Genomic DNA, 18,862 nt, shown 5'->3' with positions numbered 1-18,862 from the left:
CGCGGATCAGACGAGCTCGAGGGCATCGTCGACCACGTCACCCAGTCGCATCGCCCGATAATCCTTCAGATAGCTCTGATGCACGCGCCACGGCGCACTGCTGCCCTGGCGCGGGAACAGATGCGCGGAGCGCTGGACGTAGCCGGCCGTCAATCCGAGCATGGGCTCCGGCGAGATCGCCGCGTCGCGATTGCGGGGGGTCGCCTGCACGGCGCCCCGCAGCCGCATCTCTTCGAGCAGCCGCGCCACATAGTCGCAGGTGAGATCGCACTTGAGGGTCCACGACGCGTTGGTGTAGCCGACGGCCATCGCCAGGTTGGGCACACCCTCGAGCATCATTCCCTTGTAGGTGAGTCGGGTGGCCAGGTCGACCGGCTCTCCGTCGACGGAGATCGCCATGCCGCCGAGGAAGAGCAGCTCGAGACCGGTGGCGGTCACGACCACGTCGGCCTCGATCTCGACGCCGCTGCGCAGACGGATGCCACTCGCAGTGAACGTGTCGATCTCGTCGGTCACGACGGTCACGTCGCCATCGCTGATGGCCTTGAACAGTCGTCCTTCGGGATCGGCGCACAGGCGCTGGTCCCAGGGGTCGTAGCGGGGTGTGAAATGGGTGTCGATGTCGTAGCCCTCGGGCAGTTCGCGTGCCACCCCCTTGAGCAGTAGGTTGCGGACGGCGCCGGGAAATCGCCGTGAGAACCGGAAGAATCCCTGGGAGCCGAGGGCGGCGAGCCAGCGCACGGCCGGGCCGGACCAGCGTGCCGGCAACCGTTTCTCCATCGCCCGAACGATCGGACTCTTGGATGGCACGGCGGCAATGTAGCTGGGCGACCGCTGGAGCATCGTGACGTGGACCGCTCGGTCGACCAGCGCGGGTACCAGCGTGACGGCGGTCGCGCCGCTGCCGATGACGACGATCCGCTTTCCGGTGCCGTCGAAGTCGGCCGGCCAGAACTGGGGATGGATGCGCTCACCGGTGAACCCGTCGAGTCCGTCGAAGTCGGGGGTGTGACCGCGGTCGTAGCGGTAGTAGCCGGAGCACGCGAACAGGAAACCGCAGGTGAGCAGGACCGGCTCGCCGCTGTCGACACGCTCGGCGGTCACCCGCCAGTGGGCGTCGTCGCTCGACCAGTCGGCGGCGACCACGCGGTGACCGTGGCGGATCTTCTCGTCGATGCCGTGTTCGGCGGCCGCGTCGACGATGTAGTCACGGATGTCGTCACCGTCGGCGATGGCCTTCTCGCCCGTCCAGGGTCGCCAGGGGTAGCCCAGCGTGTACATGTCGCTGTCGGATCGCACGCCCGGGTAGCGGAACAGGTCCCACGTTCCGCCGATGGCCTCGCGGGCCTCGAAGATCGCGTACGAGGACGCGGGAGAGGTGGTCTGGAGGTGATAGCCGGCGTCAATGCCCGACAAGCCGGCGCCGATCACCAGGACGTCGAGATGCTCGACGTCGGCCCACTCACCCGCCGAGCCGGCCGGCTGTGTCACGCAGCGCCCGCCAGCATGTGGTTGAGACGTCCGTGATCACCGAACAGCTCGTCGCGCCAGCGCTCGAGGAGCTCGTCGGTTTCGTGATCGTCGGGGTGGAAGTCCGGCCGGTTGTAGTCGCGCAGGCGGCGCCACGTGTCACGGGAGAAGATCGGACTCTTGCGGGCCCGGCGGAAACTCTCCTTCAACACGCCACGACGGTAGGTCTCCCGATCTCGCAATAACGACAGGAACACGTTGAACGAGATGCCGCCGATGAAGGTGAGCGTGATGAGGTTCATCTGCAGGGTGCGGGTCCGCTCCGTACCGCCGACGGCCTTGAAGACGTCGAAGGCCACGGCCTTGTGCTCGGACTCCTCCATCGCATGCCACAGGAACACGTCGCGCAACGCGGCGTCGCCGAGCTGGGCACGGGCTTCCTCACTGCTGAGCAGTACTTCGGCCAGGGTGGCCGTGTAGTGCTCCAGCGCCGCGGTGGCCGCGAGATTGGCGATGGGAGAGGCGATCCGCTCACGCATCTTCAGCCCGAACCGGACGTTGCGCTCGAGTCGCTTGGTGGGATAACCGAGTTCGGCGAGACGGTCGTTGAGCACTCGGTGCTCACGCCCGTGGATGGCCTCCTGCCCGATGAACCCGGCCACGTCGCGCTTGAGGACCGGGTCGTCGATCTGGTCGCGGTAGTTCCGGACCGAGCGCACGAAGAAGTCCTCGCCGTCGGGAAACACGGCCGAGAGCACGGCGACGAGGTGACTGGCGATCAGGTCGCCCTCGCCGGCGAAGTGCTTCGGCAGGTCTCGCAGCGACGCCTCGAACGACACCCGGCGGGTCGGGACCTGGCGTACGGAACGTTCGGCTTCGGGGTTCATGAGGTCGTTCATGACGTCATCGTAGCGAAATTGAGTGATTTACTCAATCCCTCAATCTGTTATGCTTGTCACATGTCCGTCACCGATTCGAGCACGACTGCACCCACGACCGCGATCACGACAAAGGGCGAGCAGACCCGACGCGAGATTCTCGAGGTGGCCATCCAGCGCTTCGGTCGCGATGGGTTCCGCGCCACCTCGGTCGCCGACATCGCCCGCGACGCCGATGTCAGCGGCACACTCGCCTACGCCTACTTCGACAACAAGCGGGCCCTCTTTCTGGCTGCACTCGACGCCGACATCGCCGCCCTCATCGAGGAAGGCGTCAGTTCGGTGCTCGAGACCCCCGGCGATCAGACCTGGCGTGACTCGCTCGTCCTCACCCTCATCGAGGCGCTCGATCGTCGTCCTCTGGCCCGGCGCATGCTGGCGGGCCTCGAACCCGAGGTGGCCGATCGCATCATCGAACTCCCGGCGATGGAGCACCTCCGCGGCGCGGTGGCCGCCCGCCTGCGGGCCGACCAGGAGGCCGGCCTGGTACGGGCCGAGATCGACGCCGAGACCATCGGCCACGGCATCGTCGGCATCTTCATCACCATGCTGCTCGCCGCCGTGCAGTTCGGCACCGAGGGCGCGATGTCACACGGTCGCGACATGCTCGCCGTCGTCGAAGCGGCCGTCGACCCGCCCGCGAGCCGACCCGGGTGACGCCCGCCGCGCGGTCAGGTCAGGAGCCGTCGCCGCACGTCGTCGATGACATCGGCGTGGGCGGCGAGCAGACCCTCGCCACCTGACCCGCATCGGTAGGCCTCACCGTCGGGACGGCACACGGTGCCGCCGGCCTCCTCGACGAAGAGTGCGCCGGGCGCGTGATCCCACGGCAGGGTGCGCCAGTAGAGAAGGAAGTCCACCTCTCCGGCCACCAGCGACGGGTATTCGACACCGGCGCAGTTCGGGCCGGCGTCGTATCCCGCGAAGCGTTCACGGTTGTGAGCGACGCGCTGGGCGACGGCCGGCGGCAGGAACCGCCCCTTCACCACCCCACGCATGGCGTCGCCGGATCTCGGCATCGACATCGCGACCGTGACGCCGTTGCGTGTCGCCCCTGCACCGCGGGCCGCCATCGACATGGACCCGCCGGTCGGGTGCCACATCCAGCTCGCCGTCGCTCGGCCCTGCTCGACGAGGGCGACCATGACCGCGTAGTCGAAGGAACCGTCGGCGAAGTTCGTGGTGCCGTCGAGGGGGTCGACGAGCCAGGCCGCGTCGGCGGTGGCGAGTACCGCGGCGAGCGAGGGATCGGCCGACGCGGCCTCCTCGCCCACCACCGGCAGGTCGGCGATCTCGCGGAGGTGCGCCGTGAGCCGTGCCTCGCAGGCTCGATCGGCCACCGTCACGATCTCGCCGGGCGCCTTCTCCTCGATGTCACCAGCGTGCAGGGTGCGAAACCGGGGCGCGATCTCGGCCGCATCGGCCTCCTGAATCACCGCGGCGACGGCGTCCATGTCGATCTCGCCCACTCGGGTCATCCTCACGACCCCGACCCTCGCGCTTTTTCCGGCAAGATACTTCCCGGCTTATTGACAATCTTTCTTGTCAATACGACACTGTGCCTCGTGCCTGACCTCGACGTCATCGACCAGCCGGCCGCGGCCATCGCCGCGCTCGACCCGCTCCGAGCCCGAATCCTCGCCGTGCTGGCCGAGCCGGGCTCGGCGTCCACCGTCGCCGCGACCCTCGGCGAGACCCGCCAGAAGATCAACTACCACCTGCGGACGCTCGAGGACCACGGACTCGTGCGGCTGATCGAAACCCGTCCCCGCCGGGGCCTCTCCGAACGGATCATGGTCGCGAGCGCGGCTGCCTACGCACTGTCCCCCGACGTGCTCGGCGACAACGCCGCCACTCCCGCTCGGGTCGACAAGCTCTCGAGCCGCTACCTCGTGGCCGTGGCGGGCCGCCTGATCCGCGACGTCGCGGCACTGGCCCGTTCGGCCGATGCGGCGAACAAGCCCCTCGCGACACTGACGATCGAGTCCGACGTTCGTTTCGCGACCGCCGATGACCGCGCCGCGTTCACGCGGGAACTCACCGAAGCGGTGGCCGCCGTCTGTGCCCGACACCACGACGAGACGAGCCGCAACGGCCGCTGGCATCGACTCGTGATCGCCGCCCATCCCCGTCCCGCCCCCGAGAAGGAGCCCACGCGATGACCGAGACCGATCCCGAGGAGCGCCGATCGATAGAGATCGAGATCGAGGTGCCAGGCACGCCCGAGGAGGTGTGGCGAGCGATCGCCACCGGCCCCGGCATCTCCTCCTGGTACGTACCCCACGTCGTGGAGGAGCGCGAGGGCGGTGCCGCGGTCGCGTCGTTCGGCCCCGAGCCCGAGATGCAGGCGCCCGGTCGGGTGGCCGCCTGGGAACCGCCGCGCCGAGTCGTCTTCGACGGTGGCGACCAGGACGAGGGTCTCGCGTTCGAGTGGCTCATCGAGGCCCGGGACGGCGGCACGTGCATCGTCCGCCTCGTGAACTCGGGCTTCATGGTCGGCGGCGAATGGGACGACCACTACGACGGGATGACCGAGGGGTGGGCCATCTTCCTGGCCAATCTCCGTCTCCATCTCGAGCGCTTCGCCGGGCGGTCGGCCACGGCCAGCCTTCCCATGGCGACATGGGCCGGACCCCGCGACCAGGCGTGGGCCCGGCTGACGAGCGAGCTGGGTGTCCCCGCCCATCCCGCGGTGGGCGAGCGCATCGAGGCAAGGGCCGCGGGCACCGCCGGACTGGCCGGCGAGGTCGTCGAGGTGACACCGCACCGCGTTTCGCTCGTCGTCGACTCTCCGGCGCCCGGCACCGCGTTCATCGCCGCGGAAGGGCGCGGTGACGGGATCGAAGTGTCCGTGTGGCGCTACCTCTACGGCGAGCCGGGTGCGGCCGCGATCGAGCACGACGAGTTGGCGTGGCGCGAATGGTTGGGGGCCCGATCAGCGAAGTGACACACCTCCGGGCCCCTCGGTCCGTCAGCCGGCGACGTCGACCTTCGCCACCACCTTGTCGACGTGGACCCGCACGACCATCTCCGGCGGCACCGCGTTGCGTCTGCCGTAGGCCTCGGCCTGCTCGGCGCCCATGTAGCGCCCGCCGATGCGGGTGCCCCAGTGGAGCAGCTCGTCGGGATCGGTCGACAGCGACACGGTGCCGGCGATGGTGACGAACGAGAACGGCGGGTCTTCGTCGTCGAAACACAACGCCACCCGCGGGTCCCGCAGCACCGCCTTGCCCTTGATCGTGTCGGCGCTGGTCATGAAGACGATGTCATCGCCGTCGAGGTCGACCCACACCGGCGCAACGTGCGGTGAGCCGTCCTTGCGGACCACGGCGAGTTTGGCGGTGCGGGCCGGAGTGGCGCCGACGAACTCCCGCCACCAGCCTTCAGGTGCGTCGTTGTAGGCCATGGAACCGAACAACCCGCGGCGGCGCGCTGATGTTCCCGGCCTGACGAAATGCGAGACTCTCGGGCGATGAACCCCGACAAGATCGCTGCCGCCCGAGACCGCTACCAACGAGAACGCGAGAAACGGCTCCGTACCGATGGCATCGCGCAGTACAGGGAGTTCACCGGCGAGCTCGAGGATTTCGACCGCGACCCGTGGGTCGAACCCGGGTTCACCCGCGAGTCGGTGGTCGAGGAACGCCAGGCGGTGATCGTCGGCGCCGGGTTCGGCGGCATGCTCACCGCGGTCGAATTGACGAAGCTCGGCATCCGCGATTTCCGCATCATCGAGAAGGCCGGCGACTTCGGCGGCACCTGGTACTGGAACCGCTACCCGGGCTGCATGTGCGACGTCGAGTCGTACACCTACATGCCCCTCCTCGAGGAGACGGGCTACATGCCCACCGAGAAGTACGCGAGCGCCACCGAGATCTTCGAACACTGCCAGCGCATCGGTCGCCAGTTCGAGCTCTACGACCACGCGCTCTTCCAGACCGAGATCGCCACCGCCGAGTGGGACGACGAGGCAGCACGGTGGCAGATCACCACCACCCGCGGCGACCGGATCGCGGCCGAGTTCCTCATCACCGCCGGCGGCATCCTGCACAAGGCGAAGCTCCCGGGCATCGAGGGCATCGAGACGTTCGCCGGCCGGTCGTTCCACACCGCCCGTTGGGACTACGACTACACCGGCGGTAGTGCCACGACGCCGATGGACAACCTCGAGGAAAAAACGGTGGGCATCATCGGTACGGGTGCCACGGCGGTGCAGGTGGTCCCGCAGCTCGCCCGCACGGCCAAGGACGTGTTCGTGTTCCAGCGCACGCCATCGGCGGTCGGCGTGCGCAACAACGGCCCGACCGACGCCGAGTGGTTCGCCGGCCTCGAACCGGGTTGGCAGGCGGAACGAATGCGCAACTTCACCGCCGCCGTCACCGGCGAGAAGCCCGAGCGCGACCTCGTGGGCGACGGTTGGACCGAGGTGCTCTGGGAGAACACCAACATCCAGGCCGAGAGCCCCGAACAGCGCCGCGAACTCGACGAGGCGGACTTCGAGGTGATGGAACAACTCCGGCGTCGAGTCGACGAGACCGTCGACGACCCGGCGACGGCCGAGAAACTCAAGCCCTGGTACGGGAAGCACTGCAAGCGGGTGTGCTTCCACGACGACTACCTCGCGGCGTTCAACGAGCCCAACGTCCATCTCGTCGACACCGACGGGCTGGGCGTCCGCGAGATCGGGCCGGGCGGCCCGGTGGTCGACGGCGTCGACTACGACCTCGACCTGCTGATCTTCGCCTCGGGCTTCGAGGTGACCACCGGCCTCGTTCGCCGCCTCGGCTTCGACCCCGTCGGCCGCAACGGCATCACCCTGGGCGAGCGATGGTCGGACGGGGCGCACACCCTCCACGGCGTGCTTTCGGCCGATTTCCCGAATCTGCTGGTCATCAGCACGGTGCAGGCCGGCTTCGGTACCAACTTCGTCCACTTCCTCTCGGAGTCGGCGAAGCACGTGGCCTGGATCGTGGCCACATGCGAGGAGGAGGGCATCACCTCGATCGAGGCGACCCCGGAGGCCGAGGACGAATGGCTCGACGTCCTCTACGGCGTGGCCATGGGCCTCGCCGAGTACTCGCTGACCTGCACCCCCGGCTACTACAACAGCGAGGGGAGCTTCACCGCCGAGGGCGCCCGCAACCTCGTCTACCCCGGGAGTCTGATGCACTACGCCGGTTATCTGGAACGATGGCGCGACGAGGGCGAGATGGCCGGCACCCGAATCACACGCGGCACCCGCCCGGAATCAGGAGCGAACCCATGACCCATCCGTTCCGCTTCGGCGTTCAGATGAACACCGCCACCGACGGCACGAGCTGGAGCGACACCGCGCGTCGGATCGAGTCGCTCGGCTTCTCCACCCTGGTGATGCCCGACCACTTCGAGGATCAACTCGCCGTGGGTCCCGCCCTGGCTGTGGCCGCCGAAGCCACGACCACCCTGCGGGTGGGCGCACTGGTGTTCGGCAACGACTACCGCCACCCGGTCGTGCTGGCCAAGGACATGGCCACGCTCGACGTGCTCAGCGGCGGACGGATGGAGTTCGGCATCGGCGCCGGCTGGATGCGCACCGACTACGACGCCGCCGGCATGTCCTATGACCGCCCGGGCGAACGGATCGAGCGCATGCTCGAGTCGATCGAGATCATCCGCGGACTGTTCGGCGACGGGCCAGTGGACTTCCAGGGCGAGCACTACTCGATCACCGGTCTCGACGGTCGACCCAAGCCGATCCAGTCCCCGCCCCCGCTGCTGATCGGCGGTGGCGGCAAGCGCATGCTGACCATCGCCGCGCAGCAGGCCGACATCGTCGGCATCACGGCCAACCTGCGGGCCGGCGCGGTCGGCCCCGATGCCGTGGCCGACATCACGCCGGCGCGATTCGACGAGAAGCTCGCCTGGGTCGCCGACGCGGCCGGCGATCGCATGGATCGGATAGAGCTCAACTCGCTCGTGATGACCACGCAGATCGTCGACGACCAGCAGGCAGCCATCGAGGCCACTGCGGCGATGTTCGGCCTCGACCCCGCCGACGCCGCCGCCAGCCCGTTGCTGCTGATCGGCTCGGTCGACCAGATCGTCCGCCAGCTCGAGGAACGACGGGAACGCTGGGGCTTCAGCTACTTCATCGTCCAGGGGATCGAAACGGCGATGGCCCTCGAACCCGTGGTCGCCCGCCTCGCCGGCACTGTCTGAGGGCGGCACTGCCTGAAGGGTTTCTCGACGCTCGTCACGACCGTGTGGCAGCGTGGTCGTCATGGGGCGACGATGGTGCACGGTTCTCCTCGCGGCCGCCTGTGCGGCCGCGGTCATCGGGTTCACCCCGTCGCGTATCCGACCGGCCGCAGCGCAGACAGAGCGAACCGTCCCCGGGTTCGACACCGAACGCCCCCGCGCGGTCTACACCCCTGGGACGGAGGCCGAGCTCGCGGCCCGACTCGATCGAGAGCCCTACCGTTCGATCTTCCTGGATGCCCACGCGCTCCACGAGGCCCGTCGGCTCTCCCGAACGCCTGGCGACCCGAGCCGCGAGGCCCAGAAGGACATGACCCGGGCGGCGCGGTTCCTCGCGTTCGCCTACGCCATCGACCGCACCGTCGTCGACGGCGAGATCGTGCCGTTCCCCACGCCGGAGGCTCGCCTCGCGGCCGGCGAGATCGTGGAAGAGCTGCTGCTCGGCCTCTACCAGCGGAGCCGCTTCGCCGTCCCGGCCCCGATCGGGGGTTGGGATCGAGACATCGACACCGCAGCCGAGATCCTGCAGTGGGCGGGCGCGTTCGACACCCTGCTCGGCGCCGGGTTCGATTTCGAGGGCAACGACGAGATCATCGCGGAGCGCCTGACCGACGTCACGAGTGAGCTCTACCGGAACTACACCCGGCCGGAGACCGCCGGGGGCGTCGCCGAACTGCACCAGAACAACCATCGATCGAAGAGCGGCGCAGCAATGGCCACCGCGGCCGTCGTGCTCGCCGAGTTCGGGCCCGACCCGGCCGACGATCCCGACGGCAGTCGCAATCCGCTCGCGTGGTGGGACTACGGCATCACCCTGGTCGACGAGGCGTTGCGCTACATCCTGGTGACCGGCGACGGCGCCTACGCCGAGGGTCCCCATTACGAGCGTTTCACCACCGAGACGATGGCACCGTTCTTCGGCATGTGGGACCGTCTGCTGGGCGATGCTTCGTGGACGACCGGCGACGGTCGGGTGGTTCCGGCGATCCACCGGACCGCCCAGTTCGGGTTCACGCAGGACTGGATGCTGGCGCTCACGCTCCCCGACGGCACCCTCGCCCCGATCGACGACGCGAACACGCACGAAGCCCACTACTTCGGCGCGCTGCCCACGCTGCCCAACCAGGGCAGTTACGCCTGGCGTTGGGCCAACGCCGAACCGGCCCACGTGTGGGAGGCCACGACCGACCTCGCCGTCGACAGTCTCATGGCCTTCGACGACACGGTCGTCGCCGAGCCGCCGGCCGGCTCGCCGACGTCGTTCTGGTACGAGGGCGGCAACGCGGTCTTCCGCTCGGACTGGTCGACCGATGCCACCATGGTCATCGCCCAGGCCGAGGGCATCACCGCATCCCTGTTCGGCCGCGATTCCAACGGCATCGGCCGCGCCCCGCAGAGCCACGAACACATGGAGCCGGGTTCCTTCCTGCTCTATGCCCACGGCTCGACCCTGGTGCTCGATCCGGGCTACTTCACGTTCGGCACCCACGGCCAGGTCCTCGAGGCGCGCGATCACAACATGGTGCTGGTCAACGGCGCCGGACCGGAGGCGATGCTGCTCAACTCGATCAACTGGCGCAACGACCCGACCGGTCCACCACCGCAGGACGGCTTCGCGACACTGCACAACACGCTCGACACCGACCGCATCGACGGCGCCTCGGTCACGACCCGCTACGGCGCGGCGGCGTCGGGTACCGACATCCAGTTGGACCGCGACTTCCTGTTCGTCGACGACCGCTACCTGCTGATCACCGACGAGATCGTGCCCGACGGCGACGAATCGGTGACGCTCGACTGGGTGCTCCACGGCAACGGCGGCGCCACGAGCGGCGGTACCTACGTCGCCGAGGCCAACGGCGGCACGTGGACCCACGACGACGCCCGGCTCACGAGCGCGGTGGCCACCTCGGTGGGAGCGCCGACCATCACCAGCCGCGTCGAGGAGCACGAGGTGCCCGATGAGCGACGGGCCGAGGCCACCCACGAGGCGCAGTACGCCACCGTGTCGGCCGCGGGAACGGTGCGGGCGCTCCAGGTGCTCGTGCCGTCGGCCCTGGCCGATACCGCGCCGACCATCGAGACCGAGACCGGCCCGGACGGTACCATCACCGTCTCGATCGACGACCCCGCGGCCGGTCGAGCGGTCGAGATCTCGCTGGGCGACGCCGGCCTCACGCTCGACGACCGCGCCGTCGAGGGGCCTGATGTCATCGCCTACGCCACCGGCGACACCGTCGAGACGGGCGACGTGACGCTGCGGGCACCCGGTGCCTCGGCCGTCGCCCTGGCCACCGGCGTCTCCGGCGGTTGGGAGATCGTCGCCACCGATCCGGCCCACTCCCTCTTCCTCGACGGTCTCGGGGCCGGTCACCTCGATCACGGGTGCGCCGCCGAGGTCTCGGGCGACCGCGTTCGGATCGACCCGAGCGGCGCCGACCGCGTTCTCTGGTCACCGTCACCCGTCGATGGCCGCCCGGGCGCCGTTGCGAACGCGCCCGCCACCCGCGTCGACCTCGGCACCGAGGTCCGACTCGATGGTCGGGCGTCGTGCGACCCTGATGGTGGTCGCCTCACGCCGCAATGGCAGCTGGTGTCCGCCCCCCGGGGATCGGCCTGGCAGCTCGGCGGTGCCGACGGTTGGACCCCGAGTCTGCTCGTCGACGCGCCGGGCACCTTCCGGGTTCGGCTCACCGTGACCGACCGGGACGGCCACCGATCGGATCCGGTCGATGTCGTCCTGACCGGCGGCGACCGTTGTGGCGACGAACGCGACGACGATCTCGACGGCCTGTTCGACGCCGCCGACCCCGACTGCGACGGACCGGAGCCGCCGTTCCCCACCGACGCCGTCGGGTTCCTTCGGACCGGCTACATCGGTTCGATCGCCGAGGATCTCGGCACGGCCACGGTGCGGCGAAGGGTCGATGGCTCGCCCGCCCTGGTGGCGATGACCGGTCGCGACGGCACCCGCCGCATGACCGTGCTCGTCCGCAGCCTGGGCGATGACGATCGGGGCACCGGCGTGATCGTCCTCATCGATCCGGACGCCGACCAGCGAGAGGTGCGGCGCTGGACCGGTCGCATCATCGAGTTTGCGCCCGGTGTCATCGCGGGAGCCGACGACAAGAACGAACTCATCTGGGTCGTCGTCGACACCACCCCACCCCCACGAAATTGAGGCGAGTTGACCACCGCGGAGGTAGTGAACTCGCCTCAAGTTGCCGGGGTGGGGTGGGCGAGGGTGAGGGTGGACCAGTCGCCGTCGATGCGGTCGTCGATCGCCACGAGCGGCTGGAGGTGACCCGCGACCAGGGAGCGTTGTGCCGGGCTGATGCCGCTCACCATCAGCACACCGCCGGAGGAAACGGACGACACCAGCCCGCGGGCCGACGCCACGATGCCGGCCCGGGCGATGTTGGCCACGACGAGGTCGAACGAGTCGTCGATCTGCTCGAGCGGCGTCGATGTGGCCCGGACCGTGTCGGCCATGCCGTTGAGCGCAGCGTTGGCCCGCGTGGCTGCGATCGCCTCCGGCTTCAGGTCCAGGGCGACGGCGTGCGCGGCGCCGGCCCGGATCGCGCAGAAGGCGAGCACACCGCTGCCACAGCCGACGTCGAGGACCCGGTCACCGGGTCTGGTCCGGGCGGCGATCTCCTCGGCGAGCATGCGGGTGGTCGGATGGTGGCCGCTGCCGAAGCCGCCCGGGCCCAGCTCGATCATCGCCGGCAGCCCGGCGCGGTCGTGCTCGGACCACGCGAGACAGATCCCGAACCGGTCGGCGATCACCACCGGCCGGGTCGCGGAGTGCCACGCCGCCAGCGCCGGCCCCTCGGCCGGCCGGGTGACCGCCATCCATCCTTCCGCCCGCAGCGCGACCGCGGCGCTCTCGGACGTGGACTCGTCGTCGAGTCTTGCGACGACGACCCGTCGGGCCTCCCCCGGGGCCCGGTGTTCGGCCGCGAGCAGCCCGAAATCACATAGGCGTCGGATCAGAGCATCGATGCGATCGGCGGTGGTGGCGACGGCAAGCACGGCGAGACGGCCACTGCGATCAGTCGCGGACCGTGCGCACCTGTTCGAGCCGCAACTCCACGCCGACCTCGGCACCGTGCTCGGTCAGCGCCTCGCGCACCGAGGTGTCGGCATCCCAGACCCACGCTTCGACCTCGGTGTGCCATTCCTCGTAGGCAAGCGCTTCGTTGATCCGTTTGCGGACGAAGCGCGCGGCATCGACCGTCGTGACCGCAACGGGCAGGGCCCGGTCGGCCGAGTCATGGGCCGCCGCGGCGACCTCGGGCGCAAGGCGGAGCGCCGCATCGACACCTTCGGTGGCCAGGGTCTCGAGGCGCTTCGACTCGGCGACCTCGGCGGCCTTGCGAGCGCGACGGCGGGCCTTCTTGCGCTCCGCCTTCGATTTGCCCTGTGGCTCGTCCATCGCCGCACGCTACCGCCGCGAATCTCGCGCAAGAATTCTCGGGTCGCGGGAATATGTCAATCTTGACATGAGTTGGTGCCCTCAGATACGTCAAAATTGGCACACCTGCCACCACATCAGGAAAGCAACCGAACATGACCACGACCACCACCCTCCCCCTCACCGCCGGCAGCTGGCCGGTCGACGCCGTGCACAGCACGGTCGAGTTCACCGTCCGCCACCTCGGGCTCAGCAAGGTGCGGGGCCGCTTCAACGCCTTCGACGCCGGCCTCGAGGTCGCCGACTCGCTCGACACCAGCTCGCTGCGGGCCACGATCGAGCTCGCCAGCGTCGACACCGGCAACGCCGACCGCGACGCCCACCTGCGCAGCACCGACTTCTTCGACACCGACACCCATCCCCGGATGACCTACGCGTCCACCGCCATCACCGACGGGGGCGACGGCACCTACACGGTCGTCGGCGACCTCACGCTCAACGGGGTGACCGCCCCCGTCACGCTCGACGTCGAGTTCAACGGCACCGATGACAACCCGATGGACGGGTCGTACCGGGCCGGTTTCTCGGCCACCGGCACGCTGTCCCGCAAGGTGTTCGGCATCGAGTTCGACGTGCCCATGGGCGCCGACAAGGTCGCCATCGGCGACAAGGTCGCCCTCAGCATCGAGGCCCAGTTCGTGCGTCCGTGACCGCCGCGCGCCGGGGCCGCCACCTCCCTCCGGGCGGTCCCGGCGCAGGGCACGAACTACATTCGCCCGATGGAACGAACCGCCACCCGCACCGACGTGCACTGGCTCGATGACGCCGAGAAGGCCGCGTGGTTGGCCCTGATCGAAGTCGGATCGGGGCTCTTCGACGCACTGTCGAGTGACCTCCGCGGCATCGCCGACCTCACGCTGGAGGACTACGAGGTCCTCCACCTCCTCTCCGACCAGGAAACGCGCCGACTCCGTGTTGGCAGCCTCGCCAACGAGATGCTGGCCAGCCGGACCCGACTCTCCCAGCGCCTCGACCGGCTCAGCGAACGCGGCCTCGTGGCCCGCGAGCGTTGTCCCGAGGACCGGCGGGCGATCAACGTGGTGCTCACCGAGGCCGGCTACGACCTGCTGGTCGAGGTGGCGCCGAACCATCTCGACTCGGTCCGCCGACTGGTCTTCGACCACCTCGACACCGACGACGTCGCCGCGTTGGCGGTCGGCCTCGGCAAGGTCGCCGAACACCTCCACGCCCTGCGGACCGGCGACCGAACGGCGGATCAGTGAGACACGCCCTCGTGGCGGCCGTCGCCGTCCTGCTCGCGGCGGGTTGTGCCGGCGACGATCCGCTCCCCGATCTTGCGTCGACGGCCACCACTGCCCCGGCCTCCACGACACTCCCGGCGGCCGAATCCACGTCGCCGTCCACCACCGGCACGCCGGTCGAGGTCGAACCGCAGGACTGGGCGCTGCCCGGCGCCGACTACGGCAACTCCCGGGCCGCCGTCGGGTCCTCCATCACCAGCGCCAACATCGACACCCTCTCGATGGTCTGGTCGGCCGAATTCGGCGGGACGCTCTCGACGGTGCCCATCGTGGCCGACGGCGTCGTCTACACCCAGTCCGGCAGCGGCTCGGTCCATGCCGTCGACGCCGAGACCGGTGAGGCCATCTGGACCAGCACCGCCACCGGGTTCAACATCGGCCCCTTCGGCGCGGCGATCGCCGACGGCCGGGTGTTCGCGGTCTACGGATCGAGCGGCGTCGTCGCCCTCGACGCCGAGACCGGCGAGGAACTCTGGGTGCGCGAGATCATCGCGACCCCGACCACCGGCATCGACATCCAGCCGGTCGTCTACGACGGACTCGTGATGGTGAGCACCGTCCCCGTCAGCATCGGAGGGATCTACGTGGGCGGCGATCGCGGCGTGCTCCATGCGCTCGATGCCGTCACCGGCGAGGTCGTCTGGACGTTCGATACCGTCGACAGCGAGGACCTCTGGGGCAATCCCGACGTCAACTCCGGCGGCGGCGCCTGGTACCCGCCGGCCATCGATGTGGCCCGCGGCCTCATCTACTGGGGCGTGGCCAATCCGGCCCCCTTCCCGGGCACCGCCGAATTCCCCAATGGGTCCAGCCGGCCGGGGCCCAACCTCTACACGAACTCGGCCGTCGCGCTCGACATCGCCACCGGCGAGTTGCAGTGGTACCACCAGGTCATCCCGCACGACATCTTCGACCGTGACCTCGTGCACATCATGCTCGTCGACCTCGACACGGGCTCGGATTCGGCAGCGAAAGAGATCGTGATCGCCACCGGCAAGGGCGGCACCGTCGTCGGCATCGACCCGACCGGCGAGCCGTTGTGGGAGACCCCGGTTGGTCGCCACGAGAACGACGACCTCGACGAGCTCACCGGCGAAACGACCGTGTATCCGGGCACCTACGGCGGCGTGCTCACCCCGCCGGCGTCGCAGGACGGCATCGTCTACGTCGCCACGCTCAACGCCCCGACCCGACTCGTGCCCGACGCAACCGCCTACTTCGGCAGCGAACTGGGCACCGGTCCGGGCGAGGTCGTCGCCATCGACGCCGCCACCGGCGGCGTGCTCTGGGCCACCTCGGTGCCCGGTGATCCGCTCGGTGGGGTCACGGTGGTCAACGATCTCGTGCTCACCGCGCTGCTCGACGGACGGATCCTGGCGTTGGCACGTGACACCGGCGAGATCATGTACGAGCTCGCCACGCCGGGTGGCATCAACGGGTGGATGTCGGTCGTCGGGGACCGGATCTTCGTGCCCGTGGGACAAGCCGGTCCCCCACAGGTGATCGCCTACGAGGTCGCGTCCTGACCTGCAGGTCAGTCGCCGCCCGACGGCGACTCGGTCGGCGCAGGGTGGAGGACCCGCTGCGGGAACGGGATCGTGATCTGGTTGTCGTCGAACGCTCGCGCGATCGCGCGGACCACACTGTCTCGTGTCTGCCAACGGGCGAGGATCGTCGGCTCGTGCCAGAACCGCACGGCGATGTCGATGCTCGATTCGCCGAAGGTGTGGACGAGCGCATCCGGTTCGGGCCACGACCGGACCCCCTCGGCACCAGCCGCCGCTTCTGCCGCAACCCGCGCAGCCATGTCGAGATCGGTGCCGTAGGCGACGCCGACGTCGACCGTCGTGCGCCGACGACCGAGGGCGGTGTGATTGATGATCGGATTCTTGATCACCTCGGCACTCGGCAGTCGCACCAGCTCGCCGTCGGGCGTTCGTACGGTGACGGTGCGGGCGTCGACCGAGGCCACGGTTCCTTCGTGATCACATGACTCGATCTCGTCGCCCGCGGTGAACGGCCGACGGAGCTGGAGGATGATGCCGGCCACGAAGTTCTCGAGAATGTCCTGGAGCGCGAACGCAATGGCGATGCCGGCGATGCCCAGGGCGCCGAGGATCGGCGCGATGGCGACCCCGAGTCCTTCGAGGGAGTAGACGATGCCGACCGCCACCGTCACGTAGGCCGCGATCCGCCCGATCAGATCGCCGAGGAAGTCATCGGCCGGGCTGCGGGCGAAGGCCCGTCGTATGACGATCCGCAGCACCCGGGCCAGCACCACTGCCGCCACCAGGACGATGGCTGCCTGGCCCCAATCCCACGCCGTCAGATCATCAGCAAGCGTCGGGGTGAGATCGGATTCGGCGAACATGGCAGCGGCTGGCTCTTCCTCGGGTCGGCGTCGCCTCCGAAGCTAGGCCATCGACGAAGGTCAGCTGATGACGGACCGTTCCCGCAGCCCGGTGATCTCGTCGGCCATGCCGAGTTCAGCGAGGATCTCATCGGTGTGTTGGCCGAGCGCCGGCGAGTCGCCGGTGACCTGCGCCGGCGTCTCGCTGAACTGGCCGGGGTGCCGCGGGAGGCGGGTGCGGCCGACGACATGATGGTCGGCCTCCTCGAACAGGCCGATCGCGACGGCGTGGGGATCCTTCGTGATGTCCTCGGGGGTCAGGATCATCGAGAACGGCACCCGCTCGGCCTCGAACCGCTCGGTGGCTTCCGCCATCGTGCGGTTGGCGGCCATCGCGTAGACCATGTCCATGACCGGCTCGAGCACGTCCCGGTTCTTGGTCCGCTCGTGGATCGTGGCGATGCGGGGATCGTCCCAGCCTTCGACGTCGAGCGCCTTGCACATGCCCGCGAAGTCGTGATCCGACGTGGGGGTGACGATGCCCCATCCGTCGAGGAACCGCATGGGACGAAACCCGGCGACGAAGCTCGAGTGCTGGGAATGGTCGGCGTCGAGCAGCACTTCGTTGGCCGCCGCGTCGGCCCAGAGGAACGACACCACCGCGTCGGTCATCGACAGCTCGACGTGCTGGCCACCTCGACCGGTGGCGCGGGCGAACAGCGCCGCGGTGACCGCCTGCGTCGCGTAGAGCGCGGTCACCTTGTCGGCCGCCGTCTGACGGAGGAACGTGGGCACGCCGTCGTCGGGGTCGGCCTGGTTCGCGGCGAGCCCGGCGTAGGACTGAATCACGGTGTCGTACGCACTCCGGTCCCGATAGGGACCCTCGGAGCCGAAGCCGGAGAGCGAGACGTAGACCACGTCGGGATTGTCCTTCCTGACGTCGTCGTAGCCGAGGCCGAGGCGGTCCATCACCCCGGGCCGGAAGTTCTGGATCACCACATCGACGTCGGCCGCGAGACGACGGACGATCTCGGCCCCCTCGGGCGTCTGCATGTCGACCGCGATCGACCGCTTGCCCCGATTGCAGACCAGGTAGAGGGAACTCATTCCGTTGACCGACACACCGACGTAGCGGGCGATGTCGCCGATGCCCGGCCGCTCGACCTTGATGACCTCGGCCCCTTGATCGGCGAGCAACGCCGCCGCGTAGGGCCCGGTGAGGGCGATCGAGATGTCGAGCACCTTCACACCCTCCATGGGTCCGGTGGTGTTCCTGCCGTCGCTCATCGGGTCTCTCAGTCCTGGAAGTCCGGCGCGCGGCCTTCCTTGCGAGCCCGCACACCCTCCTCGAAGTTCTTCGTGGTCAGGCGAATGTACAACTGGGTGTGGGTCTCCATCTCGATCGCCGCCCGCAGACTGCCCATCTCGAGGCCGGCCCACATCGTCCGCTTGGTGAGCTGGGTGCCGTGGGTGCTCCAGCCGTTGATCTGGTCGGCGAGGTCGAGGGCCTCGGTGAGCAGGTCCTCGTCGGGCACGACCCGGGAGACGAGACCGATGTTCGCGGCCTCGTGGGCGTCGACGTCGCGACCCGACAGCATGATCTCCATCGCTCGCGACGAACCGATGGCCCGCGGCAGCAGGAAGCTGAGGCCGAGCTCGGTGGCGGTGAGGCCGTTGTTGATCCCTGCGGCGCGGAAATAGGCCGATTCGCCGGCCAGACGGATGTCGGCCCCGAGGGTGAGACACATGCCGCCGCCGATGGCCGCGCCGTTGATCGCGCAGATCACCGGCTGGGGCATGCGCTGCATCGCGGGCACGAGATCGGCCAGCACCGACATCGCCTTGCTGGCGATGCGGGTGAGGGTCATGCCGTCGATGTTCGGCGGGGGGCCGCCGTCGTCGGAGGTGTCGGCGCCCGAGCAGAAGCCACGCCCCTCGCCGGTGAGCACGACCGTCCACGTGTCATTGTCGGCTGCGACTTCCTCGAACGCCTCGTGCAGCGGGACCATCAGGTGAAAGGCCATCGAGTTCATTCGCTCGGGGCGGTTCAGCGTGATCACCGTGGTGTGGGGCCGGGGCTTGTCGATCAGGACGAGGTCGTTGCGCGAGGTGGTCATATGTAAGGCAT

18 protein-coding genes are annotated in these 18,862 nt (G+C 69.1%); 9 read left to right on the top strand and 9 right to left on the bottom strand.

Going from position 1 to position 18,862, the window contains the following annotated elements; genetic code table 11:
- Positions 1-6: 6 nt before the first annotated feature.
- Positions 7-1,491, bottom strand: coding sequence for an NAD(P)/FAD-dependent oxidoreductase (locus RIB98_01245; protein MEQ8839578.1), 1,485 nt, complete (start codon positions 1,489-1,491; stop codon positions 7-9).
- A complete protein-coding gene (locus tag RIB98_01240) occupies positions 1,488-2,369 on the bottom strand; it encodes a metal-dependent hydrolase (protein ID MEQ8839577.1) in 882 nt (293 codons plus the stop codon). The genes RIB98_01245 and RIB98_01240 overlap by 4 nt, the downstream gene beginning before the upstream one ends.
- A 60-nt stretch (positions 2,370-2,429) precedes the next feature.
- Here RIB98_01240 and RIB98_01235 point away from each other — a divergent pair, with 60 nt between their 5' ends.
- Positions 2,430-3,065: a helix-turn-helix domain-containing protein gene (locus RIB98_01235; protein ID MEQ8839576.1), complete on the top strand. Its 636-nt coding sequence runs from the start codon at positions 2,430-2,432 to the stop codon at positions 3,063-3,065.
- Between the two features lie 14 nt (positions 3,066-3,079).
- On the opposite strand, the gene RIB98_01230 is transcribed toward RIB98_01235, so the two are convergent.
- A complete protein-coding gene (locus RIB98_01230; protein MEQ8839575.1) occupies positions 3,080-3,886 on the bottom strand; it encodes an inositol monophosphatase family protein in 807 nt (268 codons plus the stop codon).
- An 87-nt stretch (positions 3,887-3,973) separates the two neighbouring features.
- On the opposite strand from RIB98_01230, the gene RIB98_01225 reads away from it, so the two are divergent.
- Together RIB98_01225 and RIB98_01220 are read left to right on the top strand one after the other, a co-directional pair.
- Positions 3,974-4,570 (top strand): helix-turn-helix domain-containing protein, encoded by a 597-nt coding sequence (locus tag RIB98_01225; protein ID MEQ8839574.1) that lies wholly within the window; start codon positions 3,974-3,976, stop codon positions 4,568-4,570.
- Positions 4,567-5,355 carry an SRPBCC domain-containing protein gene (locus RIB98_01220; protein MEQ8839573.1) on the top strand — a complete coding sequence of 263 codons (789 nt, stop codon included), beginning with the start codon at positions 4,567-4,569 and terminating at the stop codon, positions 5,353-5,355. The genes RIB98_01225 and RIB98_01220 overlap by 4 nt, the downstream gene beginning before the upstream one ends.
- A 24-nt stretch (positions 5,356-5,379) precedes the next feature.
- Here the strand turns inward: RIB98_01220 and RIB98_01215 are convergent, their stop codons facing one another.
- Entirely contained in the window at positions 5,380-5,814 is a 435-nt protein-coding gene (locus RIB98_01215; protein ID MEQ8839572.1) for a PPOX class F420-dependent oxidoreductase, read from the bottom strand.
- Between the two features lie 66 nt (positions 5,815-5,880).
- Between RIB98_01215 and RIB98_01210 the strand changes: the two genes are divergently transcribed.
- The 3 genes from RIB98_01210 (at position 5,881) to RIB98_01200 (ending at position 11,826) form a co-directional block, all read left to right on the top strand.
- The gene (locus RIB98_01210) at positions 5,881-7,674 is read left to right on the top strand and encodes an NAD(P)/FAD-dependent oxidoreductase (protein ID MEQ8839571.1); all 1,794 of its coding nucleotides are present in this window, start codon (positions 5,881-5,883) and stop codon (positions 7,672-7,674) included.
- Positions 7,671-8,606 carry a TIGR03621 family F420-dependent LLM class oxidoreductase gene (locus RIB98_01205; protein MEQ8839570.1) on the top strand — a complete coding sequence of 312 codons (936 nt, stop codon included), beginning with the start codon at positions 7,671-7,673 and terminating at the stop codon, positions 8,604-8,606. The genes RIB98_01210 and RIB98_01205 overlap by 4 nt, the downstream gene beginning before the upstream one ends.
- A gap of 61 nt (positions 8,607-8,667) precedes the next feature.
- Positions 8,668-11,826, top strand: coding sequence for a heparinase II/III family protein (locus RIB98_01200; protein ID MEQ8839569.1), 3,159 nt, complete (start codon positions 8,668-8,670; stop codon positions 11,824-11,826).
- A gap of 35 nt (positions 11,827-11,861) precedes the next feature.
- Here RIB98_01200 and RIB98_01195 read toward each other — a convergent pair whose 3' ends face one another.
- Both RIB98_01195 and RIB98_01190 read right to left on the bottom strand, forming a co-directional pair.
- Positions 11,862-12,680: a 50S ribosomal protein L11 methyltransferase gene (locus tag RIB98_01195; GenBank protein ID MEQ8839568.1), complete on the bottom strand. Its 819-nt coding sequence runs from the start codon at positions 12,678-12,680 to the stop codon at positions 11,862-11,864.
- A 19-nt stretch (positions 12,681-12,699) separates the two neighbouring features.
- Positions 12,700-13,083, bottom strand: coding sequence for a hypothetical protein (locus RIB98_01190; GenBank protein ID MEQ8839567.1), 384 nt, complete (start codon positions 13,081-13,083; stop codon positions 12,700-12,702).
- 134 nt (positions 13,084-13,217) lie between these two features.
- Here RIB98_01190 and RIB98_01185 point away from each other — a divergent pair, with 134 nt between their 5' ends.
- The 3 genes from RIB98_01185 (at position 13,218) to RIB98_01175 (ending at position 15,910) form a co-directional block, all read left to right on the top strand.
- On the top strand, positions 13,218-13,772 hold the full coding sequence (locus RIB98_01185; GenBank protein ID MEQ8839566.1) for a YceI family protein: 555 nt from the start codon (positions 13,218-13,220) through the stop codon (positions 13,770-13,772).
- A 69-nt stretch (positions 13,773-13,841) separates the two neighbouring features.
- Positions 13,842-14,345 carry a MarR family transcriptional regulator gene (locus RIB98_01180; protein MEQ8839565.1) on the top strand — a complete coding sequence of 168 codons (504 nt, stop codon included), beginning with the start codon at positions 13,842-13,844 and terminating at the stop codon, positions 14,343-14,345.
- A complete protein-coding gene (locus RIB98_01175) occupies positions 14,342-15,910 on the top strand; it encodes a PQQ-binding-like beta-propeller repeat protein (GenBank protein MEQ8839564.1) in 1,569 nt (522 codons plus the stop codon). Before RIB98_01180 ends, RIB98_01175 begins: the two co-directional genes overlap by 4 nt.
- Positions 15,911-15,918: 8 nt before the next feature.
- Here the strand turns inward: RIB98_01175 and RIB98_01170 are convergent, their stop codons facing one another.
- From RIB98_01170 to RIB98_01160, 3 genes are read right to left on the bottom strand one after another with little or no spacing between them, the layout of a single operon-like run.
- Positions 15,919-16,755, bottom strand: coding sequence for a mechanosensitive ion channel family protein (locus RIB98_01170; GenBank protein ID MEQ8839563.1), 837 nt, complete (start codon positions 16,753-16,755; stop codon positions 15,919-15,921).
- A 60-nt stretch (positions 16,756-16,815) separates the two neighbouring features.
- Positions 16,816-18,021 carry a CoA transferase gene (locus RIB98_01165; protein MEQ8839562.1) on the bottom strand — a complete coding sequence of 402 codons (1,206 nt, stop codon included), beginning with the start codon at positions 18,019-18,021 and terminating at the stop codon, positions 16,816-16,818.
- 8 nt (positions 18,022-18,029) lie between these two features.
- The gene (locus RIB98_01160) at positions 18,030-18,851 is read right to left on the bottom strand and encodes an enoyl-CoA hydratase (GenBank protein ID MEQ8839561.1); all 822 of its coding nucleotides are present in this window, start codon (positions 18,849-18,851) and stop codon (positions 18,030-18,032) included.
- Positions 18,852-18,862: the final 11 nt, after the last annotated feature.

The sequence above is a fragment of the Acidimicrobiales bacterium genome, assembly GCA_040219515.1.
Lineage (GTDB): Bacteria > Actinomycetota > Acidimicrobiia > Acidimicrobiales > Aldehydirespiratoraceae > JAJRXC01.
Note: the sequence above shows the minus strand (reverse complement) of the source record. Positions and strands in the feature narration are given on the sequence as shown.